Raw genomic sequence first — 21,785 nt, forward strand, 5'->3', positions numbered from 1 at the left:
TCGTCCCGATGACTTTGCAGCCCGACAACGAGATCGCCGCACTGTTTGATCCGAACTTCGACGAGCCCGAGCCGGTCATCGTTCCGCCCGGTGCGTTGCCGCCGTCGTGGGCGGCGGCGATGGCGGCGAACCGATCGGCCGCCACGCCGGCCCCGGCCCAGGAATTGGCTTGGTCACAGGCTCCGAACAGCAGCATCGCAGCCCCCGCACCGGTCGCGGTCCCCTCCCCCGCACCTGACGCGGAGCCAGAACCCACCGGAAAGGGCAAGCGGCGCGAGAAGAAGCGCGGCCGCCGCGGCGACCCGGATGCGGAGTTCACCCGGCAGGCCGCGGCGGCGAAGAAGCGCGCGGACCGCGAACGCAAGGCGGTGCGTCTCGCTTTGGTCGGGGTGGAGGGCAACGTCACTCGCACGCGCCGGCAGTCGACGGCGTGGTTCGTGCAGCCGCCGGGGCCGTGGAACATGCGTCCGGTCGGCAAGCAGCGCCGCTACATCCAGAACGAGGGGTTGGTCGTGGCGAACCTCGCCGAGGCCGGTGTGACGGGGCTGCACCGGCGGTTGGTGCGCACACCGTGGCCGGTGCGGCAGTGGGCGCAGGCGCATGACGGGTGGGCCGATCCGATCCCGGACGTGCCGGGTGCGTTGTCGTGGGCGGACTACCTGCGCGGGCAACAGCACGCGATGCTGTGGGGCAACCCCACCCAAAAGGGCCGCTACTGGGGCGTCGAGCTGCCACCGCGCTCGGTGCTCGCGCAGGGGCTCGACACGGTCGGGCAGTGGCTGGTCCCTGTCGTCGACTGGCCACTGCTGGGCAAGTTCGCTCAGCTGTGGCGCAACTGGGCGCGCGATGCGTTCCTCGGCGAGCAGAAGGCGATCGCCGACCATCTCGCCACAATCGAGCGGCACCTGTCCGGGCAGGGCGTGAACGCCAAACCCGCGACCGCAGCGCAGATGGACTACCTGCTGCTGCGCTCGGCGACACTCGGGCTGCCGCTCGATGCAGACGGCGTGATCTGCGGCGGCGGCGACTGGGAAGAATCCGACGTCGCCGCACTCGAAGACCTCACCACCCTCGAACTGACCCCCGGCGATGGCTACACCACGGTGCGCGGGCAGGTGAGCGGCCGGGACTACACCGGCTACGCGATCGTCCTGACGGTCGGGCGCATGGCGCCGCTGCCGATCCCGGAGAAGATGCTGCCGTGGCAGGTGATCGGCGATCCGTCAGGCGAACCCCTCGAATGGTCCGAGCGGATCTCGCTCAAGACCAAGGGGCAGACGCTGCGCAGCCTGCGCCGATTGACGTCGAAGATCGAGGCCCAATTCGACCACTACACCGTCGAACACGACCAGGTCCCGCCGCAGGAACTGGCCGAACAGCACGCACTCGCCCAACGGGTGATCTCCGACATCGAGGAGGACCACTCGGGCCTGTCGGTGCGCACCGAGGGCTGGTACCGCGTCCTCGTCGTCGGTTCGTCGCCGGAAGAGGCCAAGGAGAAAGTCGCGCTGCTGCAGGAGATGTACGCACCGCGGATTCGCCTGGAACCCGAGCACGGCCAGTACCAACTGCTGCGCGAGTTCATCCCGGGGGAGCCGCTGGCGAACATCGCGCACTGCCGGCGGATGAACGTCGAGGCACTGTCCGCTGGCATGGCCGCTGTCGGTGACCGGATCGGTGACCGCACCGGCGTGGTGGTCGGGCAGACCGCGTCGATCGCTCCGCGGCCCGCGGTATGGGATCTGTTCGCCGCGCACGAGAAGAAGCACAAGTCCGGACTGACGCCGATCGTCGCGGTGCCCGGCTCGGGTAAGACGTTCCTCGCCGGGATGCTCGTCTACCAGGCGGTGCGGGCGGGCGCCTACGGGGTGGTGCTCGACCCGTCGGGGCCGCTGAAGAAGCTTGCGCAGCTACCCGAGTTCCGGGGTATCGCCGAAGTGCAGGCGCTGACCGGTCGCACCTCTCGTCCGGGATCACTCAACCCCTACCGAGTGATCGTCGACCCGCGGCGTGAGGATCCGGAGTACGACCCGTCCAATCCCGATTACACCGACGACGCCGATCCGGTCGCCGCCGCACAGTCGCAGTACGAGGCGGATCTGCGAGCCGCGGAGGCGGAGCGGATCTCGGTGGCGGTGTCGGTGCTGAAGATGATGCTCACGCCGTCGCGTCTCGAACACCAGTGGACTGAGACGGTCCTTCAGACGGCGGCGAACATGGTCGGCGGCGACCGCCACCACAACCTGAGCGAAGTCCTCGCCGCCATCGCCACGATCGGCGAAGGCAAGGACGAAACCAACGTCGACCTAGTTTCCTGCGCACGGTCCCTCTACCAGGACCTGGCGATGATGTCCCAACTCTCCGAGGCCCGCGTGCTCTTCCCGGAGGAGGGAACCATCGGCGACGGCGAGGACGGCGACCGCAACGTGCGCCTGACGGTCCTGACGATGCCGGGCCTGCAACTACCCCCCGAGGGCACCGACCCGGCACAGTGGACCCCGCAGCAGCGGATGGCCGGCCCGCTGATGCATATGGCGGCGTGGATGGCGAACCGGCTCGTCTACGAGCTGCCACGTTACGAACGCAAGGTGCTCTTTCTCGACGAGAACAAGTACCTCGAGCAGACCGGCGCCGGACGCACCCTGAACCTGCGGATCGCTCGCGACAGCCGCAAGTACAACGTTCGCGCGCTGGTCTGCTCGCAGCTGCCCGACGACTACCTCGGAGTCGACGGCACCGACGACAAGTCCGCGCTGACGTACGAGGTGATCATCGGTGACCTCGGCGGCAACGCCCACGCGATCGAGGGCGCGCTCAAGCTGCTGAACCTTCCGCTCGGCGAGGGCTACGAGTCACTCCTGGCCAGCCTCGGCGGCGGCGGGGAGGACACCCTCGACGAGGACACCGACACCGAGCACCTGGACCAGGCCCGCCGGTTCATCGTGAAGATGGCCGACGACATCGAGCTGATCCGGTCGGACTGGACGCACTACGTGCACCTGGCCCACGTGTTCGACGCCCTGGACTCGCGAGCAACCCGCGCCGCACTGGGGGGTGGGGCGTGAGCCCGCTGCAGCCCGGAGCCACACGGATGGACCGTTCCCCTTCCCCGCGCCGTTTCGGGTGGGGTACTGGGCTCGTAGGGCGTGTTCTGGTGGTGCTGATGCTGGCCGCGGTGTCGCTGATCGGACTCAGTGGCGCTGTCGCGTCGGCAGGCGGGTTCGACTGCCAGGACGTCCCGCCGCCGGAGTTCCCGAACGAAGTCATCGAGACCACCTTCGACTCGACCAGCGCCGACCGGCCGACCACCGGCGGCACCGGCTATCAGACCTACGGGTGGGCCGGGCTCAAGTGGCACACCTACGACCTCGGCTGCGGCGCGGACCTGGTCAAGGCACCGGGTGCAGTCGGCGACACCACCCTGGGCAATACGTTCTTGACCATCGGCAAGTCGATGGCGGCCGCCGCGTTCTGGCTCGACGACCAGACCAAAACCGGCCAGGACGCCACCGAGTCCGGGGTGACTCCCGCGCTGGAGAAGTTCGACCAGATCGTCTTCTCCATCACCGAGGGCATGCGAGGCCTCTACGGGCAATGGGTCGGAATCGGCCTCGTCGTCGTGGCCTCGATCATCCTGTGGAAATCCCTGAAAGCCGACACAGCCGGAGTCACGAAGACCGCGGCGATCGCCGCCGCTGGGCTCGCGCTCGGGGCGTTGATGGTCGGGGCCCCGCAGAAGGCACTCCAGGTGGCCGACGAGACATTCGGGTCACTGATCACCGAGACGCAGGACCAGATCTTCGCGGTGCAGTTCGGCGACGACGGAGGCACGCTCGCCGGCGGCAGCACCGACCCCCGAAACGTGCTGATCGACAAGATCTTCCTCGACGACTGGCGCAAGGGCTGGTTCGGCCAAAACTACGATCCGGAGGACAAGGACCAACTCGGGCCGAAGCTGCGGGATGCACTGGCGTTCACCTACAACCAGCAGAACACAGTCAAGGACGACCCGAAGGCCCAAGCGCAGCTCGCCGAGGAGAAGGCCGACCAGTTCCGCGACATAGTCTCCAAGTTGGAGACCGACTACCAGCTCTCCTACTACCAGTTCCAGGGCAAGGACTCCGGCCGCACCTCCACCGGCTTCATGGGCATGATCAAGCTGGCCATGCCCTCGCTGCTGTGGATCGGCGCGTCCCTGCTGAAACTGACCGCACTGCTGGCGATCCGGTTCGCGGTCCTGTTTGCCCCGATCTGGATTCCGGTCGCGATCGCCTACGGCGGGTGGCTGGCCCGGGTGATGCGCATGCTCGCCTCGGCCTACATGTGGGGCGTGGCCGGCTCGGTAATCGTCGCGCTCTACCTGATGGCGCTGGTCCAGCTCTACGTCAACTCGAACGGGGCCGTCGACGGCTCCTGGCGACTGTGGTTCATGGTGCTGCTGACCGTCGTGTGCTGGGCGATCATGCGGCCGTTCAAACGGATGAGCCAGACCTTCACACAGAACAGCGCGAGCATGGTCAACCGCAAGGCCCGAAGCGCCAAGAAGTCCATCAAACGCAAGGCATTCGACGCTGCGAGCTTCGCGGTCGGCGGGCCGGCGCAGGCGATCACGGAAAAGGCCACCGAACGCTTTGCCCGCCGTGGACGCGACGGACAGGAGGACGACGACGGGGCGAGCACGGTCACTCGGCCCGAGGGTCGCGCGCTGGGCAACCGCCGCCAGCAGGCGCTCACGCAGTCACGGGCCGATGCCCGGAAGGCGCAGGGGCTGGACCGGGCCGCACGCCTGGGCCAGGCCTCCGACGCCGCGGCCGAGCGCGATGCACGTCTCGCCGGGATCGCTGCCGTGGCCAGCCGCAACATCGCCCGCGGCAAGGGCGGGGTCGACGGCAAGGACGCCGATCGCGCGGTCAGGTCCGGCGCCGCGGCGTGGAAAAGGTTCGACCAGAACGAGGCCGACAACCTCGTCCAGGAACGCCGGGTCCGCAAGGAACTGCTGACCGCCAGCGTCGGGCAACGGTGGGACGGCGGCGACCGCTCGGCCATCGCCCCGATGAAGGTCTACACCCCCACCCGCGGCCAGCGAGGGGCACATCACGCCACCGCGTCCACGCCCCACCACTCACTGGCGAAGGCGCCCCCGAACGCGAAGGTATGGAACGCCGCCACCCCCACACGGACGACACCTGAGGACCGGTACATCTGATGTCGTCATCCGGACCCAACCCTGTCCTCGCACCGGTTCGCCGCTGGGTGCTCTACTCCCGCACCCACCTGGCGATCACGGTGGCCGGCACAGTGGCGCTGCTGTTTGCCGCCGGCGCGGCCTTCGGAGAGAACCCTCCGCCGCGGGCAGTCGCCCACCAGGCCGACACCACCGTCGAATCAGTCACGCCCACGAAGACAATCAGCTACGACCTCGACGAAGTGAGCGAGTCCCTGGTCGCCGGCAAGACCGCAGCCTGGGCCGCATCCAGCGCGCCTGCCACCGCGATGGCGTACGCGCACGCCTTCGTCGATACCACACCGTCGGATGCGATGTGGGCCAGCACCATCGGCAGCCACACCGCCGACAAGCCGGGAGAATACGTCGTAGCAGCCCGGCCACGGACCCCAGTGGTCATCACCGGACCCACGGTCAGCACGCTCACCGACGGGCCCGACGGCACGCGAACCGCGCGGGTGACCGTTCCGACGCAGGCCGGGGACCTGCGGATCACGCTCACCATCGACGTCGACGAGGTCAACGGTGAGAAGCGGTGGGTGGTCGACACTCCCCTACCGACACTCGACCTCTCCGAGGTCGGGACGATCGCCCCGGCGACCACCACAGCCACGCCGCGAACGTCGACGACACCGACCACCACCGCGGCCGAAACGACACCGTCGCAGCCGACATCGAGCCCATCGTCGACGGCGCCGCAGCCGATGTTCGATCTCGACGAAACGGCAACCGCCCCGAGCCGCGGCAACGACCCGACGCCGGTACCCGGACCGATTCCAATCCCGGAACTCGACACCCCGATCCCTGGGGGACGGTGAACATCGGCGGCGCCCAGCGGGCGCTGCTGCTCACCGGCACCATCGGCATCGTCATCTGGACATCGGCGTGCTCACTGGGCGCACCAGTTATCCCGAGAGACCCGTGCCGGACCGTCACCTCCGAGAGCACCAACGGTGGGGGGTCTACCACCGAGGACCTGACGCTGACCGTATCCGGACCAATCCGTCTGCCGGTCGAACCTGGGACCACCACGTTCACCTCCGGATTCGGTGAGCGCTGGGGAGCCCAGCACCAAGGCGTGGACCTTGCCGGGCCGGCCGGCACGAAGATCCTCGCCGCGCTCGACGGCAACGTCGTCAAAGCCGGGGACTCCGGCGAAGGGCCCGGGGTCGGGTTCGAGAACTGGGTGGTCATCGACTCGAACGTCGACGGCAAGCCTGTGAGCACCGTCTACGGCCACATGTACGCCGATGGAATTCACATCAAACCAGGTCAGCAGGTCAAGGCCGGCGACCACATCGCCGACATCGGCAACGCCGGCGGATCGACGGGCCCGCACCTGCACTTCGAGTACTGGCAGGGCGGCCGGCTGCAGGGCGGAACAGCCCTCGACCCCCTCACCGTCCTACCCGACATCGCCAAGCAGAACGGCACCAGTGGAGGCGACCCCAGCACCGCCAGCAACAGTCCCATCCAACTCGTGGCCGCATCCCGGTCCACGGCTGACTGCTCCGGCTTCGGAATGGCCGGCGGCGGCGAGCTGGCATTCGGGATCGTGCCGGCCGAGTTCGAGCCGTGGCTACGCCGCGCCGGCAGTGTCTGCCCGGAGATCGACTCCCCCCTTCTGGCCGCGCAGCTGCAGCAGGAGAACGGATTCCGGCACGGCCCCCATGCCCCGGTGTCGGACACCGGAGCCATGGGTCCCGCACAGTTCATGCCCAGCACCTGGGCAACATGGGGTAAGGACTACGACGGCGACGGAAAGGTCGACCCGAACTCCATCGGCGACGCGGTGATGTCGCAGGCACACTTCATGTGCGCCCTGTACCAGGACGTTTCCGGCTACATCGCCGGCGGCCAGGCCAAGGGCGACCCTATCGAGCTGACACTTGCCGCCTACAATGCCGGTCCCGGCGCCGTGCAGCAGTACGGCGGTATCCCGCCCTTCGCCCAGACCGAGAATTACGTCCCCAAGATCATGCAGGCCCGCACAGGGTTCACCAATCCCAACGCCCGCGGTCGATTCATCCCGAACACTTCCGGTGACAGCAGCCAAGTCGTCACGGCCGCTCGCGAATACCTCGGCACCCCGTATGTGTGGGGCGGCGGCGGAACCGGCGGACCCTCCGGCGGTGGGTTCGACTGCTCAGGTCTGACCTCGTACGCCGTGCACGCGGCTAGCGCAGGCAAGGTCTCCCTCCCCCGCACCTCCGAGCAACAGTGGGGTGTCGGCATCGAGATCCCGATCGACCAGGCCAAGCCCGGCGACCTGGTCTTCGGCAGCTGGGGGCCGAACGGGCCAGGACATGTGGGCGTCTACTTCGGCACCGGCCAGATGATCCACGCCCCCACGCAGGGCGATGTCGTCAAAGAAGCTCCACTCCAGGCAGGGATGAAGGCTCGCCGCGTGTTGTAGGGACGGGCCATCTCCGCCACTTGTGTAGGTTCTCATGATTGATGTCGCTTTTCTCATCGATCTGTCGCCCAGATGTCGCTTCCGACATTGTAGTGAGAATCGTTCTCGGCGTGTCTGCAGCCTGATCCTGGGCTTGGGCGGTTGGGTGTCCGCCATGACTGATGATGGCAGCCTGATGTGGGCTGGTTTGGCGGGAGTTGTGCCGGGGTCGGAAGTGGCCGTGCGGTTCCGGGGAGACGACGGAGCGTTCGTCGATACGACGTTGCGGCGGTTACCGGTGGAGGAGGTGCTGGCGGGCCGTCCGGTGCGGGAGTTCCGGTCGTGGCAGGGGCGGCGGCACTATTCGGGCTGGTACTGGTCGGCTACCACGGGTGGTCATGTCGTCTACGAGAGCCGTCTGGAGCTGGCGAGAATCCTTCTAGCGGACCAGGACCCGACCGTGGTGGCGGTCGCGGCGCAACCGTTCCTGCTCGAAGGTGTCGATGGCGATCGGAAACGACGGCATGTGCCGGATCTGCTGCTGGCGCACAAGGATGGAGCGCTGACGGTGGTGGACGTGAAGGCAGCTGCCCGCGTTGCCGATCCGAAGGTTGCGGCTCAATTCGCGTGGACAAGGGCGGTGTGTGAGCGACACGGTTTCGGGTTCGAGGTATGGACGGGCGCCGATGCGGTGCTGGTGGAGAACTTGCGCTTTCTGGCCGGGTATCGGCGGCCTGCCACGATCGCGACCGAACTGGTGCCGGCGGTGATCGATGCGGCGGTCATGCCGGTGACGATCTCCGCTTTGGAACGGCGGCTGGGCCTGTCGGTGCCGCAGTGGCTGGTGCGACCGGTGATCCTGCACCTGTTGTGGCGATCGTGGCTTGTGGCGGATCTGTCGCGGGTTCTCGGCGGCGACACGCTGGTGTCGGCGGAGGTGGTGGCGTGAACGCGCGCACGGTGACGGTCGCGGTCGGGGCGGGGCTGATGGTCGACGGCGACGCGGCGCGGGTCGTGGAGTTCGACGGCCGTAAGGTGGTCGTTGAGTACGCGGACGGCCGCTACGGAAGCTTCGCTTTGGCGGAGTTCGTCTCGCGGGCACGCGGTTTGGAGCCGGTCGAGGAAGGCCTGGATCCGGGGCTGGTGCTGGCGGGGCTGTCACCGGCCGAGCGGGAGCAGGCCGCAGCGCGGGGCGAGCATGTCCGGGAGGTGTTGACCGGCTACAGGTCCGGTTACGTCGAGGCCGCGCGCACAGGTGAGCCCCGCCCTGACTATGCGCCGGCGGTGGGATTGAAGGCACGCTGCGAGGCCAAGGCCGCGGAGTTGGGGGTGGCGTCGCGCACCGTCGAGCGGTGGGTGGCCGCCTACCGAGATGCCGGTGAGGCGGGGCTGGTCGATGACCGGCGCCGCCGTGGCCGCGGCTCGACGGTGGATCCGCGCTGGGAGGCGGCGGTGGCTGCGGAACTGGCGGCGGGGGTGTCGGCGTCGACACCGACCCGCTCGGCGGTGCTGATGCGAGCGGCCGAGCGGTTGGAGCGCGAGCACGGGGTCGGGGTGGTGGCGCTGCCGTCGCAGGCGACCGCCTATCGGCGGCTGGCGGAGCTGGTTAAGGGCACGAACGCGGTGAGCGGGTCGGCGAAGGCGCGGCGTTCGATCGCCCAACGCCCGAAGGGCGTTTACGGCCGGCTGCGCGCCACGCGTCCGGGTGAGTATCTGATTCTGGATACCCAGGATCTGGACGTGTTCGCGATGGAGCCGGTGACCTGTCGGTGGGTGCGGGCGCAGCTCACAGTCGCGCAGGATCTGTTCGACCGGCAGATCCTGGGGTTGAAGGTGACCCCGGTGTCCACGAAATCGGTTGATGTCGCGAGTGTGTTGTTCGAGTCGGTCACAGGCCGCAGCGCGGGGCGCCCAGCGCTGGGGCCGGTGCACGGGTTGCCGAAGCATCTGGTGTTCACCGAGGAGAACACCGGCGCCGACGCCGAGATCTGGTGCCCGCCCGAGACCCTGGTGATCGATCACGGCAAGGCGTTCCTGTCGGCCCATGTGATCGGGGTCTGCGCCCGATTGGGGATCTCGATCCAGCCGGCCCAACCGCGCAAGCCAACCGACAAGCCCACGGTCGAGAGGTACTTTCGTTCGTTGAGAGAGGGCCTGATACAACATCTTCCGGCCTACAAGGGCCCGGACCTGCACAGCCGCGGAGAAGGTCTCGAGGAGCAGGCGTTCTTGTTCCTGCACGAGCTCGAGGACGTGATCCGCGACTGGATCGTGACGGTCTACCACCCGAGTGACCATGACGGGATCGCGGTCGCCGAGTGGCCGAATCTGGCGATGTCGCCGAACGACATGTTCGCCCTGGGCATCGCCAAGGCCGGGGTGTTGCGGATCCCGGCCGCCCCGGAGCTCGCCTTGGAGTTCCTGCGGGTGGTCAAACGCACCATCCAGCATTACGGCGTCGAGATCGACGGCCGCCGCTACAACGGTCCAGCACTGGACGGCTACCGCAACGCGACCAGCCCCTACGGCGGCCTCGACGCCGGGAAATGGCCGTTCCGCGTCAACGACGACGATGTCCGCCACATCTACTTTCAAGACCCGGGCGATGGGCAGTGGCATCAGCTCGACTGGGAACACGCCCCGATGCTGGGCACACCGTTCTCCGACGAGGCCGCCCGCTACGCCCGCATCCTCGCCCGCCGCACCGACCGTTTCACCGACCCGGCCGAGACGCTGGCCACATTGCTGAGCCGGTGGGATGCCGGTGAGGTTCTCGACCGGCGCGAACGGCGCATGGCCGCCCGGCTGGCGGCCGAGCGCAGCGGCCTGGCCGCGGCAGCCGAGCTCGAACTGGCCGCCGACCCTGTTCCGGCGCTGAGGGCCGCCACCAGCTCGGGCCCGCCGGTGGTCGGCGACGACGATGACGACAGCGAGATCCTCGACGACGTCGACGACTTCTACGCCGACGCGCTGGAGGTGCTCGAGTGAGCAGCGCCTACAGCCTCTCCCGCAAGGACGGGTGGCGCCGGTTCGTCGACACCCCGGCCCGCACCCGACCCGACACCCTCACCGCTACGGCGTTGTCCACCTTGAGGAGCGACGCCCGCGAGGACTACGACGACGCCCGCCACGACTGGCACGCCAACTTCGGCACCATCGCCACCCCGCAGCTCAAGGCGGTCCGCGACGAACTGGAGCTGATCGTCGCCTCGAATCGTCAAGATCCCGATCGCGTTCGGGGCGCGGCGGTCATCGACGGGTTCCCCGGTCTGGGCAAGACGACCATCGTCAACCTGTTCGGCCGCGACTATCACCGCCAGGCGCTGCGTCGCCGCGGTCCGGTCACCGAGTCCGGTGACGAGCACATTCCGGTGTTCCGGGTCGGTCTGACCTCGAACACCACACTGCGGACGTTGAACAAGATGATCTGCCAGTTCTACGGGCATCCCGGCGCCGATCGCGGCAGCGCCGCCCAGTTGGCCGGCTACGCCCTGGACTGTGTCCTCTCATGCGATTCGCGGGTCGGGATCATCGACGACATCCACTTCATCGACCAGAACAGCCGCGACGGGCTCGCCGTCAGCAATCACCTGAAATGGCTGGCCAACGAGCTACCGGTGACATTCATCTACGCCGGAGTCGGTCTCGGAGAACGCCGGTTCTTCGAGGAGGGCCTCTCCGGGCACTCGGCCGCGCTGGCGCAGAGCGCCCGGCGCTGGACCCGCCTCGAAGTCGGCGTCTTCGCCCACGACCGTCACTGGAAATCCCTGATCAAGGCGGTCGACAAACAGTTGGTGCTCACCTGCTGGCAGCCCGGACAGCTCACCGGCCTGGCCGACTACCTGTTTGCCCGCACCGGCGGGCACATCGGGTCGCTGATGACGCTGATCAACCGCGGCTGCTTCAAAGCGATCCGCACCGGAGCCGAGGCGATGTCACAAGAGCTGCTCGACACCGTCCGCATCGACGAAGCCTCCGAAAAGGCCCGCCACCGGCTCGAAGCCGCGACCCGCACGAGAGGGAAACGCAAGCAGGTGAGGCGATGACCACGATCACCACTCTGCCATTGCGGACACCGATCACCGCCGGCGAGAGCCTCGATTCCTGGATCGACGCACTCGCCCGCCGCAACGACACCTCCCCGCTGGAAGTGCTGCGCGCCTTGGGCATCAATCACCCCGGTCAATCGATCCGCCAGCTGGTCGATGAAACTGATTCCACGCAGCTGCGCCGCATCGAAGCCGCGACCGGGCTGCCGCCCCATCATCTCGACGCCGCGACCGGCCCCGCCGCCCCCGGGATCGAACGGATATCGATGAATTCTTCACGGTTCTGCCCGCGCTGTTTGGCCGAGACCGACGGGCGCTGGCAACTATCGTGGCGGTCGAGTTGGGCGACGACCTGCAAGCGGCACCGACTGCTCCTGCACGACACCTGCCCGGAACCGAACTGCCGCGCGGCACCCCGAGTGCAGATCGTCGGCGGCGCCACCCCACCGTCGGCGGGGACCTGCAGCCGTCTCATCGACCGGTCCCGGCTGCGCTGCGGCGCCGAGCTGTTCACCGCCGCGGACCTACCCGCCCCCGACGAAGTCCTCGATGTCCAGTCCTGGATCGATCAACTGATGGCCGCGGCCCGCGCACCGGGCCCCGACCCCGCCCATGCGACGCTGACCGATTTGCACCTGGTGGTGGCCTGGTTGCTGCGTCTGGACGGCACGGCCGCGATCGCTGCGGCCCGGGCGATCAACCCGCGTCGGCACGCGACTCCGCCGCCACCACGCAACGGCAGCCCGCCCAACCTCGATGCGGCACTGACCGCGGCACTGCTGACTCGCGCACGAGTTGTTCTCGGCGACGACGAGGCCACCGCGATCGACGAGCTGCGCACACTGATCACGAAAACCCCAAGTCCGCAACGAATCCCGCCGCCGGAATTCACCGATCGCCGCTTTGCCTCCATGCCCAGCCGGTTCCCCAACCGCTACCTGCGTGCCGTCGACGCCCACCTACCCGGAGCCGTCAGGCTGCGCATGCGGACCGTCACACCCTCGGCCTCACCACCGCGCGCCAATGGAGCGGCGCGGATCCGGATGCTGCCGCAACTGTTCTGGCCCGACTGGACCGGCCGCCTGCTGCCCGTCACGGGCGGCTTCCACACCGACCTGTTCCGAGCAACTCTCAGCGTCCTGCTGACCGTCCCCGGTGATCCCTCGCAGCGGACGGACACCCACGCCGGGTTGTTGAACCCACGCGTCACAGCCGCCAACCTGAGCATCACCCTGCAAGGATTCACCAAACTTCCCACCGGATCGGCGCTGACCGATGTTCTCGCGCTGCTCTGCCGCATCACCGACCACCTCGACCAACACGGCACACCGATCGACTACCAGCGGCGACGCGAGCAGATCCCCGCCGAAACCCTCACCTGGGCCCAGTGGCGTGACCTCGCCTGTTCGGTCGGAGCGCACCCCGGCAAGCATCGCCAAGGCCGGCTGCGGCACGCCCAACGACACCTGCATCAACTGCTGTCCGGCGCCGACCTCGCCGACCGCCGCCACCCACTGGCGTTCCGCAGCCCCAATGACCGCGGCACCTTCGTCGAGTTCACCACCTCCATGGCAGCGCCGCTGCGCCAGGCCCTCCACGAACACGCCGAATCCCTGCTGGTTAACCTCGGCATCGACGAACCGCTGACCTGGTCGCCACCACCTGACCTCGCCGACGGGCTCGCTCTGCCGGGCATCAATACCGGCGACCTCGATACCGACAAGGTCAGTCGCCTGGTCGTCGAGGACCACCGTTCCTCGCGGGAGGCCGCCGAGGTTCTCGGCGTCCGCCCCGAACACGTCCGCATCGCGATGGAACGTCTCGACCAGCCACAACGGCAGTGGGCGCCCCATGCGGCACCCGCCGCATGGTTGCGTGAACAACACGCCGCCCAATTGTTCACCCGCGAGTTCTTCGACCGCGAATACATCCAAGCCGGACGCAGTCTGAACGACATCGCAGCCGACACCGGCATCGGACGCCACATCATCGCCCGATTCGCCAAACAATCCGGGATCACGCTGCGCAAGACCCGCGCGCCCTTCCACATCGACCCGGCCTGGCTGCGCGAGCAATACTGCACCCAGCTTCGTTCGACCGCCGACATCGCCGTCGAACTCGGCACCGAACAGATGCTCGTCAACAATGCCCTGCACCGGCACGGCATCCCGGTCCGGCCGCAAGGCGTCGCCAGCCGCACCGAGATGCTCATCACCTACGACCACCTCCCACCGAACATCCGCGCAGCCGTCGAGGGCACCCTGCACGGCTGGATCCGGCTGCACCGCTTCCGGATCACGATGGCGTTCCCTTCCCTGGGCACCGCCGCCGACTACCTCGGAATCAAGTCGAACAGCCTGGTCCACCAACTCCGACTCCTCGAACGTCACGTCGGAGCACCCCTGTTCCACCGATCCCGCCGCGGCACCCCGCACCAGCCCACCCCACACGGACACGCCCTGCTCCGCGAACTCGACAACGAGCACGTTCACCCACTGATGACCGCCGCCCTGCATGGCTGCAACGCCCCAGCCATGCCCGCCGCGAAGACCCTCGCACACGCGATGCGCGAAGCAATGACACCACCACGAAAACCTAGACCGCTCAATCCCTTCGGTGACATCGCAGTCGAGCGGCTGCGGATGACCCACACCACGCTCACCCTGCTACGCCACCTCACCACAACCGATGCCGAGGAGGTCTATGGCCACGGCCTATACCAAAGCACAGGCATCCACCACAGCACCCTTCACCCACTCCTGAGAAGCCTCGAACAAGCCGGATGGCTCACCAGCCGAGACGAAGACGAGGCCGACTGGCTCGCGGGCGCCCCACCCGGATGCGGACCAGGACGACGCCGCACCTACTACCGACTCACCCCAGACGGGCGCCGCGCCGCCCTCCGCGAACTCAACACGCCAAGAAAGCGACAGAACAGTGAGAAACCAAAAGCGACAAACCTATGAGAAAACGCACCATCCGCCCAGGCCGGCCACAACCAGGACGACAAGAAGGACGAGAACCTACAACTTGTAGGTTCTCAAAATTCATTTCGCCGTTCTCACATAGTTTTCGCCGGTCTTTCGCTTCCGGACGATCGGTGAGAATTCGGGGGCGTATCTGCGGCCCGTTCGCCATGACGCGCCGGAGCCCCGGACTGACGCGGACTCGGCCTGCGCCGCAACTACCGGCTCGTCCCGACGGACTCCGTGCCTCCGCGCCTGCGCAAGCCGAGAAGGCGAATAAACGATGAGAAACCTGGAGCGAAGAACCCATGGGAAACCACACCATCAGCGCAGGCCAGCCACGACCAGGCCGAAAAGAAGGAAGAGAACCTACAGCCACCCATTCGGAGCTGGAAGGATGTGTCATTTATCCTGGTAAAAGGCCAAATTCGGTCATGGGAAAGAGGATGATGTGAGGGCACGAAGGCTCGTCGTCGTGGTTCTGGTGGTCGCTGTCATCGGATTCCTGGCGTACATGTACCCCTCCCGAACCAACGATGGCGAGGACTCGGCGAGCGTGGCGGCGTCGACGACCACCCGCGCGCCCACGACCACGTCGGCCGCGCCGCCAGCCGATGTCAATACGACCGAGCCGCCGACTGCCTCCCGCGACGCTGAAGAGGCCGCCCAACAGGGCCTGACCGTGGCGTTCACCTGGTACCCGGCCACCGACACCAACCAGAACGACGCATACAGGCGGGCCCGAAACTGGCTGACCGGCAAGCTCGCCGACCGCATGATCATCGACGCCCGCACCGAGCGCGGGCCAGGTGTGCAGTGGGACGAGTGGGCGCAGCAGCACGCTAAGGTCATCGCAGACGTCAGAATCGGATGCTCCGGCTGCCCCGAGGACACCGACACCGTCGTCCAGCGCGTGGCCACCATCAAGCAGACCGCGATCGCCGGCAGCAACACCGATACGGTCGAACCCGACACCACCGTGTGGGTCCGGGTCGTCCGCGAGGGCGGCCATTGGCTCATCGACGACATACGCTACTGACCGGAGGGCCCGTGACCCGCAAAACCGTTGCCGCAGCACTGATCAGCGCTGTTCTCGCCGTCGGCCTAACCGCGTGCAGCAGAGATGAGTCGACCACCACCGCCCCCACCAGCGCACCGATAGCGACCACGACGGTGTCTGTGTTCGGCACCGACGGGTTCATCGCCAACCGGCTGCTCAACTCATCGAGGGCGATCGTCGAGACAGTGGAGGAACGCGGCGGCACACGAGAACAGGCGATCGCTGCTCTCGTTTCCAGCGAAGCCGAGACGGGCTGGCAATCCGGACTGCGGATGTCCCCGCCTGCAACGGACATCCGGGACATCTTCGGCTGGCGGCTCGCGTACAACCTTCCGGCCGACTCCGCTGAGATAGTCGTCGCCGCCACCAACACATTCATGGACAACGCCGCCACCGTCACGGTCAGCGCCGACGACCCGGCTGCCTACGCCCTGGCCGTCCAGCTCGCAGACCCCCGCGGCTACAACGAGAAGGAGCATTTCTACAAAAAGGGCGAGACCGCCGCCACCGAGTACGCCGCCGCCCTACCCAAGGCCCAGACCGCGTACGCCGAACTGCGCGGTTCGCAGTAACAAGAACAACGAATGGGGACGTGTCGTTTGCGCCAGTCAACGGCATTGATCTCTCTCCAGTTCACCGCGGCTTACGCAGTCGCGAGGAGTAGATGAAGAGGCATGGCCCGGCGTCCTGTCCGCCGTTTGTCGTGAACGGGGGTGGGTGCCGGGCCAGGTCTCTTCTCGGAATCCGGTGATTGTTTCTTCACCTGCTAGACAGAAGTTTTGGGATTCATTCGTGACCAGCGGCGCGCGAGGATGATCGCGGTCCCCACCAACACGATGCCGACCACGGCACCGAGGGCGGGGCCGTATCGGGTTCCCCACAGGATCGCGGTGCGGGCGTCCTTCGCTTGTTGGGCAAGGCCGTTGATCGTTTCGTTGTCGAAGTGGGTGTGCGCTTCCAGCGTGGTCACCGCATTCGGGTCGTCAACCGACCGCGCCAGCCATCGCCTCGGCTGCTCCTCCACAGCAACGATCGCACCAGATGCAGGCTCGACCCACACATCGCGCGTCGTGGAGTAGTGCAGATCCATCGTTGTCGGCTCCGTGCCAGGTAGCCCCCACTTTTCAGCGGGCAAGGTCGTCGTCGCGACACTGCCGATCGATTTTCCAAGGTTCACGGGGCCGATCGTCTGCTGAAAGTGATACAGCCGCATGCCGTCGACCACGCGATCGTCGTCTACGTACTCGATCGGATGCGTCTCCCGTGCCGTCCCGTCGTAGTACGGGTAGCTGACCTTCTCGACGTCGAAGGGAAACTTGTACTGAATTCCGGCGCGAGGCGTCTCCGTCGGGGGCTTGCCCTGCTCGGCTTGAGTGGTCGGGACGGGCTCGGCGAGCGGCATGCCTGATCGTCGGTCGATCGTGACGCGATCGACCATTGCCGAGACCAGGCCCAACCCCTCGCCCCAGTCGGTCCGGACCGTCTTCTGCGCCGCCTGCAGAGTTGTCGAATCGGCCGAAACTGGATCCTCTGTCGTCACGTACACCTGAATCCGCAGCGCGACACCCCGGTCGGTCTTTAGCGGACCTTCCATAGCCACCGAGGTGGCCTTGAGCACCGCCGCGTCTTCCGCAACCGACACTGTCGCCGATTGCACGTCAAGCGGGATGACCTTCAACCTGGCGGCACCGTAGGTGGGAACCAAGACAGCGACGGCGAGCAGGCACGAGCCGAGCGCGAGGAGAGTGCAGACCGCTGCGGATCTCCTCCAACCCCGACGGTCGGCGGCATCCGCCTTGTGCACGTTTTCATCCAGTACGGTGTCGACCTGAGCACTCACGTAGCGCACCCTAGCCGCTGGAGCAATGCAGAATCCCGGTCAGCCGGTATCTTCGTCCTGAGGTATTTGCCACATCACAGAAGGGAACCTGGTGCTCGATCCGTTTGCGCCCGGCCTGAGTGTCGCGGAGGCCGATCGCTTGCATGCGCACCTTCGCGCCGCCGGCCCAGTTGTCGAGGCCACCGACGCCGACGGACTGCGCGTCTGGATCATCACCCGGTACGACGACGTCTCTCGACTGCTCGCTGACCCCGGAATCGTCAATGTCCGGCCCGACGGCCCATCAGGCAGCCCGGGTCTTCCCCTACCACCGGCACTGGCCCGCAACCTGCTCAATATGGTCCCCGATGATCACCGGCGCGTCCGCGCTCTGGCAGCGCCCGCGTTCTCACGGCGACGAATCGGAGCGGTGAGGCAGATGGTGACCGCCCGTGTCGACGGACTCCTGAACGAGCTCGACCCGAACGAAACCGGTGTTGTCGACCTCTTTCCCGCCTACGCCTCTCCCCTGCCTGCTGACATCATCGCCGAGATCCTCGGCGTGACCGATACGGACGCCGACGAGTTCCGTACCGCCGCGGCGACCGTGATGGCAATGAATCCTGGCGAACCCACCGCGGACGACCCTCGCATCCCGGCCATGACCACGATCGTTCTCGTTCTCATGCGTGTGATCGCGGCCAAACGGAAATCGCCCGGTGACGACGTCATCACCGATTGGATCACCGCCCGCGACGCCGAAGACCGGCTGACCGAAGAGGAACTCATCTCCCTGGCGTTCCTGACGTTTCTCGCCGGATTCGAGAACTCCGTCTACCAGATCGCCAACGCCATCGGCATTCTCGCCGGACTCGATCGAGACCAACTACTCGTCGAAATCGCCGACGACCAGCTCTGGCGCGCCCGGGTGACGCAGCTTGTCCTCGACGCCGCGCCCGGGTCCTATGCGATACGGCGATTCCCAATTGACGACATCACCGTCGGCGGCATTCGCATCCCCGCCGGCAGTCCTCTGTATCTCTCCCTGCGCGCGGCGACCAACGACCCCGCCCGCGGCGAGCGCCCGGACCTGGCCTTCGGCCGCGGACCTCATTACTGTCTCGGCGCCGATCTCGCCGTGATGCAGCTCGACATCGCTACTCGCCGCCTGTTCCAACGCCACCCGGGCCTGTCCCTGGTGAAGCCATGGGAAACACTCGACCGGCGACATACGTGGCGCACTCACGGCCCCACTGAGATGCCAGTAAACCTGACCTGACCACCCGAAAGCCAGTACGGGAGAAACGGATAAACCGATGACAGCTGATGCCCTTGTGCACGCCCCCGCCGAGCCCACCCACCCGATCCGCGAATGGATGACCGTCTTCGTCGGCACCGGCGACGAGCACCATGTCGTTGCTGAAGGCCCCAAACACCGCGACTGGCGAAAGATCGGCAATGTCTTTCGCGAACCTGCCCGCACCGCTGTCCTGGGGTTGATCCGTAAGTGCATCGCCGATCGCGAGCTCAAGATCGAGACGTTCGAGGGCAAGGTCGCCGACGCCCTGGGCCCGGTCGGGGCAGCCCACCCCATCCTGACTCCCGACAAGAGCGTGGTCGTAGCAGTTCAGATCTGGAGCGGTGACCCGAAGAAGAACCCGCCGGACCGCCCCAATGTCGGGGCATGGGAGTGGGTTCTGAGCTCGGAGGACAACCCGCCCCCACCGCAGCTGCAGTTGGACCCCGGAGCTATCGAGCTCATCGGGATGTCCGCCCGGCACCAGGATCGATCGGTTTTTGGTCCTGCAGATCTCTACACCCGTTCGGCCCGCCTGTCCGACACGTTGCGGCATGTGCGCCAAATCCGAGACTGCCAGGTAAAGGACAGGTTTGACGGCACGTTCACCATCCGGGCTGAGACCGACGTCACCCGGGAGCTGCGCTACGCGGAGCGGTGTGTGGAGGGCCCGGCGGGTAGACGTGTGCGCGGGATCTGCTGGGATGCGGGCACCGACGAAGCTCTTGTCCACGAATCGATGCTCGACGCGTGGTTGTCGACGATGTTGGCATCGACATCGGGGATGTACATCGCGGTCGGGGATCTGTCGTACCAGTACCCGTACTGGCTGAAGTGGGTGACCGAGCACGTTCCCGGTCTCGGACACGGCGTGAGCACCGGACAGACCTTCGCGCTCCACGAGGAGGACTGGCCGAAGATCATCGAGTGGGTCCAGCAGGTGCGTAAGGGGCCGGTCTCCGGCACGGTGCGGGCACGACGGGGCGGTGGCGGCTGGCTGAAGGCCGAATTCCGGGGCTTCCTTCTCGACCCCCTCGTCAGCGACTCGATCGGTGTCGCGGTGATCTCCCCCGAGATCGAAACCATCCCTGACGAACCCTCCTGACGGAGAACATCTTTCGGAGGACAAAGCTCGTGTGGAGAGTGTTTTACAACGCCGCGTTGGTTGTTGCGTTCATGGCTACCTACAAGACCGCCGGAATCTTCGCGGCGACGGTCGTGGTCATGGCTGGCGTCGTCGGCGAGATCAGCGTGACGCTGGCCCGGCGCCAACGGGTCGACAAACTGCAGTGGACCGGTCTATGCCTTGTGCTCGTCCTCGGCGGTTCGACTCTGTTGTTCCACAACGAGACCTTTATAAAGTGGCGTCCCACAGGGGTGTACTGGCTAATCGCCGGCGCTTTCCTGACGTCGTTGATGGTCGCGAAGCGTGACCCGGTGCGTGTCATCATCGGACGATGGGTGAGCGCGCCGGACGCCGTCTGGCGCTTCCTGAGCTGGAGTTGGTTCGTGGCACTGGTCGCGGTCGGCGCCGTCAATATCGTCGTCGCCTACACAATGTCCACGGACACCTGGGTCAACTGGCGTGTCTTCGTCGCACCCGGAAGTCTCTTGGCGCTCGCTGTCGCCCAAGCCACCTGGCATCGCAACTACATCCTCACGGCATGGCGCGACCACCAATCCGAGGAAGCTATGTAATATCCCCTCCGACGTCGGTTCGACATAGAGTTCGCCAAGCGGACTGACTGCGCGATGCCCCCTCTGGCACGTGCCCGGTCGGCCGACGTCAGCGCACCTCGCCCGAGGTTGCGGCGCGACCTTTTCGCGTTGCCCGCGCAGCACGCAGAAAGCCCCTCCCCGAAGGGGCTTTTCGTCATGCTCGCGAGAAGGTCGAATGAACACTCACTTTGCATACTGCACCACCGCGGTCGCCAACACCCACGTCCAGTACGACTGGAACCGTTCTCGTCGCATCTGCGGCGCCCGAGGGCTACGCGGGAGTGCCGGCGGGGCGGCTGCGTACCCGCTCGTAGCTCGCCCGCAGTTCGCTTTCAGGGATTTGAAGCGCTGCAGAGAGCTTCCTTGCCACGTTGTCAGACAGCGAAATCTCGCCTCGTTCGACACTTCCAACGATTTGGGTGGTGACGCCGGCAGCGGCGCCGAGCTGTGGCTGGGTGAGCCCTCGCAAAATCCGCCAGTCGCCAGGGTAGCGGTCACCCTCCGGAACCTTGACGAGGTCGGAAATGGGTACCCCAATCGCGGCGGTGACACGGGCGAGCAAATCAACCTGCGGCGACGAGTCGCCAAGCTCCCATCGCCGAATCGTGTCGGCATTGAGTCGCGCCAGGCGCGCGAGTTCGCGCTGCGATACACCAGCAGATCGGCGGGCTTTCTCCAGTTGATCAGGCTGGAATCCGCGCATAACTCGACGGCTCACAGACTGAGCCTTACCAGAAAAGTCGTCATCACTAGACACTGTGCAATCCCCTCGTTACGATGCGCACATAACGGTACCTATAAATCAGTAGGTATAGATTCGGAGAGGAGGCGATGGGAAGTTCTCGTCAAACGTGAACGGTCCCCCAGCTGTTAGCGCAGCTAGGGGACCGTCAGAACAGCAAGTCGACTGTTAGCGCAGTCGGACAAGCCATGAGACCAGCGGGTTAGCGGCCCGCGGCCTCGAATGCAGATCGGAGCCTGCAAATGAACACGTTAGATGGCGCTGGTGCTCTACGCCTAGCGACTGCAAGTTCTCATGCTGGTAGGGAGAAGGTCGACGGGCACGATCGCGTGACCAACGGCCCTCTCCGCGAGATCCTGGCCAAGCATCGTCCTAACCATGACCACACGTCCTGCACGGCCTGCGGGTTCGTCTACACCCCGGCCCGCCCACTATGCCCGCCCGTCGCTGGCGCTCTGCGCGAACTGTCCACGGGTGCCCTCCGGTCCCAGGACCGGCCTTTGGGCCACTGCAC

15 protein-coding genes are annotated in these 21,785 nt (G+C 66.6%); 13 read left to right on the forward strand and 2 right to left on the reverse strand.

Annotation, left to right across the window (positions count from 1 at the left end; translation table 11 throughout):
* Positions 1 to 8: 8 nt before the first annotated feature.
* The 10 genes from PSR88_RS38895 (at position 9) to PSR88_RS38940 (ending at position 16,266) form a co-directional block, all read left to right on the forward strand.
* Positions 9 to 3,065 carry an ATP-binding protein gene (locus tag PSR88_RS38895; RefSeq protein ID WP_016884309.1) on the forward strand — a complete coding sequence of 1,019 codons (3,057 nt, stop codon included), beginning with the start codon at positions 9 to 11 and terminating at the stop codon, positions 3,063 to 3,065.
* A 26-nt stretch (positions 3,066 to 3,091) separates the two neighbouring features.
* Positions 3,092 to 5,206, forward strand: a complete 2,115-nt coding sequence (locus tag PSR88_RS38900; protein WP_342338985.1) for a hypothetical protein — start codon at positions 3,092 to 3,094, stop codon at positions 5,204 to 5,206.
* Positions 5,206 to 6,042 carry a hypothetical protein gene (locus PSR88_RS38905; protein ID WP_016884307.1) on the forward strand — a complete coding sequence of 279 codons (837 nt, stop codon included), beginning with the start codon at positions 5,206 to 5,208 and terminating at the stop codon, positions 6,040 to 6,042. Before PSR88_RS38900 ends, PSR88_RS38905 begins: the two co-directional genes overlap by 1 nt.
* Positions 6,039 to 7,640, forward strand: a complete 1,602-nt coding sequence (locus PSR88_RS38910; RefSeq protein WP_016884306.1) for a peptidoglycan DD-metalloendopeptidase family protein — start codon at positions 6,039 to 6,041, stop codon at positions 7,638 to 7,640. The genes PSR88_RS38905 and PSR88_RS38910 overlap by 4 nt, the downstream gene beginning before the upstream one ends.
* A 34-nt stretch (positions 7,641 to 7,674) precedes the next feature.
* Positions 7,675 to 8,568, forward strand: coding sequence for a TnsA-like heteromeric transposase endonuclease subunit (locus PSR88_RS38915; RefSeq protein WP_029539666.1), 894 nt, complete (start codon positions 7,675 to 7,677; stop codon positions 8,566 to 8,568).
* Entirely contained in the window at positions 8,565 to 10,607 is a 2,043-nt protein-coding gene (locus PSR88_RS38920) for a helix-turn-helix domain-containing protein (RefSeq protein ID WP_016884304.1), read from the forward strand. Before PSR88_RS38915 ends, PSR88_RS38920 begins: the two co-directional genes overlap by 4 nt.
* A complete protein-coding gene (locus tag PSR88_RS38925) occupies positions 10,604 to 11,665 on the forward strand; it encodes an AAA family ATPase (protein WP_016884303.1) in 1,062 nt (353 codons plus the stop codon). The genes PSR88_RS38920 and PSR88_RS38925 overlap by 4 nt, the downstream gene beginning before the upstream one ends.
* Positions 11,662 to 14,634, forward strand: a complete 2,973-nt coding sequence (locus tag PSR88_RS38930) for a TniQ family protein (protein WP_016884302.1) — start codon at positions 11,662 to 11,664, stop codon at positions 14,632 to 14,634. The genes PSR88_RS38925 and PSR88_RS38930 overlap by 4 nt, the downstream gene beginning before the upstream one ends.
* A 451-nt stretch (positions 14,635 to 15,085) precedes the next feature.
* A complete protein-coding gene (locus PSR88_RS38935) occupies positions 15,086 to 15,673 on the forward strand; it encodes a hypothetical protein (protein WP_029538538.1) in 588 nt (195 codons plus the stop codon).
* Positions 15,674 to 15,684: 11 nt separating this feature from the next.
* Positions 15,685 to 16,266, forward strand: coding sequence for a hypothetical protein (locus PSR88_RS38940; RefSeq protein WP_016881267.1), 582 nt, complete (start codon positions 15,685 to 15,687; stop codon positions 16,264 to 16,266).
* Positions 16,267 to 16,460: 194 nt separating this feature from the next.
* On the opposite strand, the gene PSR88_RS38945 is transcribed toward PSR88_RS38940, so the two are convergent.
* Positions 16,461 to 17,534, reverse strand: a complete 1,074-nt coding sequence (locus tag PSR88_RS38945) for a DUF3068 domain-containing protein (RefSeq protein ID WP_237723938.1) — start codon at positions 17,532 to 17,534, stop codon at positions 16,461 to 16,463.
* 91 nt (positions 17,535 to 17,625) lie between these two features.
* Here PSR88_RS38945 and PSR88_RS38950 point away from each other — a divergent pair, with 91 nt between their 5' ends.
* From PSR88_RS38950 to PSR88_RS38960, 3 genes are read left to right on the forward strand one after another with little or no spacing between them, the layout of a single operon-like run.
* Positions 17,626 to 18,792, forward strand: a complete 1,167-nt coding sequence (locus PSR88_RS38950) for a cytochrome P450 (protein WP_016881269.1) — start codon at positions 17,626 to 17,628, stop codon at positions 18,790 to 18,792.
* A 37-nt stretch (positions 18,793 to 18,829) separates the two neighbouring features.
* Positions 18,830 to 19,915 (forward strand): GAF domain-containing protein, encoded by a 1,086-nt coding sequence (locus PSR88_RS38955; RefSeq protein WP_029538540.1) that lies wholly within the window; start codon positions 18,830 to 18,832, stop codon positions 19,913 to 19,915.
* A 29-nt stretch (positions 19,916 to 19,944) separates the two neighbouring features.
* On the forward strand, positions 19,945 to 20,508 hold the full coding sequence (locus tag PSR88_RS38960) for an inner membrane-spanning protein YciB (RefSeq protein ID WP_016881271.1): 564 nt from the start codon (positions 19,945 to 19,947) through the stop codon (positions 20,506 to 20,508).
* Between the two features lie 292 nt (positions 20,509 to 20,800).
* Here the strand turns inward: PSR88_RS38960 and PSR88_RS38965 are convergent, their stop codons facing one another.
* Positions 20,801 to 21,232, reverse strand: coding sequence for a helix-turn-helix domain-containing protein (locus tag PSR88_RS38965; protein WP_016881272.1), 432 nt, complete (start codon positions 21,230 to 21,232; stop codon positions 20,801 to 20,803).
* Between the last annotated feature and the right edge of the window lie 553 nt (positions 21,233 to 21,785).

The organism is Rhodococcus sp. DK176 (genome assembly GCF_038447315.2).
Taxonomy (GTDB): domain Bacteria; phylum Actinomycetota; class Actinomycetes; order Mycobacteriales; family Mycobacteriaceae; genus Rhodococcus_F; species Rhodococcus_F jostii_A.

Excerpts from the sequence above, each read along its gene's own strand:
- PSR88_RS38930 (WP_016884302.1), top strand. The coding sequence starts at position 11,662 with ATGACCACGATCACCACTCTGCCATTGCGGACACCGATCACCGCCGGC.
- PSR88_RS38900 (WP_342338985.1), top strand. The coding sequence starts at position 3,092 with ATGGACCGTTCCCCTTCCCCGCGCCGTTTCGGGTGGGGTACTGGGCTC.
- PSR88_RS38895 (WP_016884309.1), top strand. The coding sequence starts at position 9 with ATGACTTTGCAGCCCGACAACGAGATCGCCGCACTGTTTGATCCGAAC.
- PSR88_RS38915 (WP_029539666.1), top strand. The coding sequence starts at position 7,675 with ATGATTGATGTCGCTTTTCTCATCGATCTGTCGCCCAGATGTCGCTTC.
- PSR88_RS38955 (WP_029538540.1), top strand. The coding sequence starts at position 18,830 with ATGACAGCTGATGCCCTTGTGCACGCCCCCGCCGAGCCCACCCACCCG.
- PSR88_RS38905 (WP_016884307.1), top strand. The coding sequence starts at position 5,206 with ATGTCGTCATCCGGACCCAACCCTGTCCTCGCACCGGTTCGCCGCTGG.
- PSR88_RS38965 (WP_016881272.1), bottom strand. The coding sequence starts at position 21,232 with ATGCGCGGATTCCAGCCTGATCAACTGGAGAAAGCCCGCCGATCTGCT.